Annotated in this window: 3 protein-coding genes; all 3 read left to right on the forward strand. The window is 80.4% G+C overall.

Going from position 1 to position 2,684, the window contains the following annotated elements; genetic code table 11:
• Positions 1-687 (forward strand): TetR/AcrR family transcriptional regulator (locus GTR00_RS18465; protein ID WP_166613033.1); only part of this gene is annotated, 687 nt, incomplete at its 5' end.
• On the forward strand, positions 684-1,403 hold the full coding sequence (locus GTR00_RS18470; protein WP_166613034.1) for an ABC transporter ATP-binding protein: 720 nt from the start codon (positions 684-686) through the stop codon (positions 1,401-1,403). The genes GTR00_RS18465 and GTR00_RS18470, both read left to right, overlap by 4 nt.
• Positions 1,403-2,684: YhgE/Pip family protein (locus tag GTR00_RS18475; RefSeq protein ID WP_205706161.1), on the forward strand; the 1,282-nt coding region annotated here is incomplete at its 3' end. The genes GTR00_RS18470 and GTR00_RS18475, both read left to right, overlap by 1 nt.

A 2,684-nucleotide genomic window follows, 5' to 3' on the forward strand; every position in this document is an offset into this window, starting at 1 on the left:
GGGGCCGCCCGCCCCGCCGGGGCCCGCACCACCCGCCGCCGCGAGCAGACCCGCGCGCGCCTGCTCCGCGCCGCCCTGGAGCTGCTCGCCGAGCAGGGCCTGGCCCGCAGCAGCGTCGAGGGCGTCTGCGAGCGCGCCGGCTTCACCCGCGGCGCCTTCTACTCCAACTTCCAGAGCATGGACGACGTCGTGGCGGCCCTGTTCGCCCAGCAGGCCGCGCGCGTGCTGGAGCACGTGCAGGAGCGCCTCGCCGGCGCCGACGCCCCCGCCGGGCTGCCCGAGGTCGTCGCCCGCGTCCTGGACCTGCTGCCCGTGGACCCCCAGTGGCTGGCCGTGCGCGCGGAGTTCTCCGCCCAGGCGCTGCGCAACCCCGCCGCCGCACAGGTCCTGAGCACCGCCCGCGACCGGCTCCTGGCCCAGCTGGCACCCCTGCTCGCCGAGGGCCTGGCCCGCGCCGGCCGGCGCGCCACCACCGGCACCGACGAGCTGGCCCGCGCCGTCCTGGCCGCCCACGAGGGCGCCACCGCACCGGGCGCCGCACCGGGCGCCGCACCGGGCGCCGCACCGGGCGCCGAGGCCGGCGCCGGCGGGGCGCGCGCCTTCGAGGTGCGGCTGGTCACCGCCGTCGTCGAGGCGTTCTCCGCGCCCCTGGACGCGGCCACCACCCCCGCGGGCGGTGCGCGGTGAGCGGCCGGCACGTGGAGCTCGCCGTGCGCGCCCAGGACCTGTCGCTGCGCAGCGGCGGGCGCACCGTCTTCTCCGGCGTGGACCTCGCCGTGCCCACCGGCTCCATGCTCGTCGTGCGCGGCGGCGCCGGCAGCGGCAAGACCTCCCTGCTGCTGACCCTGGCCGGGCGCATGCGCCCCACCGGCGGCACCCTGCGGGTCCTGGGCCACGAGCTGCCCGCGCAGGCGCGCGCGGTGCGCCGGCGCGCCGCCCTCGGGGAGGTCCGCGGCGTCAACGACCTCGACGACGCCCTCACCGTCGAGCAGCACGTCGCCGAGCGCGTCGTGCTGCACCAGCCGTGGTGGCGGCCCTGGGCCAGCCGCGCCCAGGTCGACGAGCAGCTCGACCGCGTCGAGCACGCCCTCGGCGCGACCGCCCAGGCCGGCGCGGCCGTGCCCGCCCTGCACCGGCGCGAGTTCGTCAGCGACGTCGACCCCCTGGAGCGCGCGGTCCTGGGCGTCGTGCTCGCCCTCGTCGGCCGCCCCGAGCTGCTGCTCGTCGACGACGTGGACGCCCTGCGCCGCGCCGAGGACCGCCGCCGCGCCTGGCACGCGCTGACCGCGCTGCGCCGCACCTCCGCCGAGCCGCTCACCGTCGTCGCCACCTGCACCGACGACCCCGACCTGCCCCGCGGCGCCGACGCCGACACCCTCCTCACCGACCTCCAGGACGCCTGATGCCCGCCCCGCGCACCGCTCCGCGCCGCGCCCGCCTGCCCCGCTTCTCCCTGCCCGGCCTGGAGCTGGCCCGCTTCCGCCGCGCCGTCATCACCCGCCTGGCGCTGCTCACCGTCGTGGTCGTGCCGCTGATCTACGGCGGGCTGTACCTGTCGGCCAACCACGACCCCGTCGGCGAGCTGGGGGACCTGCGCGCGGCCGTCGTGGACGCCGACCGGCCCGCCGCCGTCACCGGCGCCGACGGCGCACCGCGCACCCTGGACGCCGGCGCGGACCTCGTGCAGAGCCTCACCGGGCCGGACGCCGCCGCCGGCTTCGCGTGGGAGGAGGCCTCGGAGGAGGAGGCGCGGCGCGGCCTGGAGGACGGCACCTACGCCGCCGTGCTGCGGGTGCCCGAGGGCTTCTCCGCCGCGCTGGCCTCCGCCGGCGGCGACGACCCGCAGCGGGCGCGCCTGAGCGTGACCACCGACGACGCCGAGAACTACATCCTCGGCCAGGTCGCCAACACCGTGACCACCTCCATCCGCACGCGGGTGAGCTCCTCGGCGACCCAGGACTACCTGGAGGACGTCTACGTGGCGTTCACCTCCGTGCACGACTCCCTGGGGCGCGCCGCCGACGGCGCCGACCAGCTCACCACCGGCGCGCAGCGCGCCGACGACGGCGCCCGCCAGCTCGTGGTGGGCCTGGGCGACCTGGGCACCGGCGCCGCCCGGCTCGCCGACGGCACCGGCACCCTGCGCTCGGGCGCCGCCGACCTCGCCGGCGGCACCGCGCAGCTGGCCGCCGGCGCCGACGGCGCCGCCTCCGGCGCGGCCTCCCTCAGCGCGGGCCTGGAGCAGCTGCGCGGCGCCACCGGCGCGCTGCCCGCGCGGACCAGCCAGCTCGCCGACGGCGCGCGGGCCGTCTCCACCGGCGCCGCGCAGGTCGCCGCCGGCACCGGGCAGCTCGCGCAGGTCGCCGACCGCCTCGACGAGCTCGCCGCCTCCGCCGGCGACCTGGGCCCGGCGCTGGACGGGCTGCTGGAGCGCGCCCGCGCGCTGGCCGCCGCGAACCCCGGCGACGCGCAGCTGGCCGCCGCCGTGCAGCGCCTGGAGCAGGTGCGCGCGGCGCTGGCGCAGCAGGACCTCGCCGCCGCCGCGCAGCGGGTGGGCGCGCAGGTCGGCGCCCTGGCCGAGGGCGCGCAGCAGGTCTCCACCGGCGCCGCCTCCGTGGCCACCGGCGCCCGCCGGCTCGCCGACGCCGCCGGACAGGGCGGGGGCGGCGTGGCGGGCGCGGCCC

It is taken from the genome of Kineococcus indalonis (assembly GCF_009906395.1).
In the GTDB taxonomy this organism is placed as follows: domain Bacteria; phylum Actinomycetota; class Actinomycetes; order Actinomycetales; family Kineococcaceae; genus Kineococcus; species Kineococcus indalonis.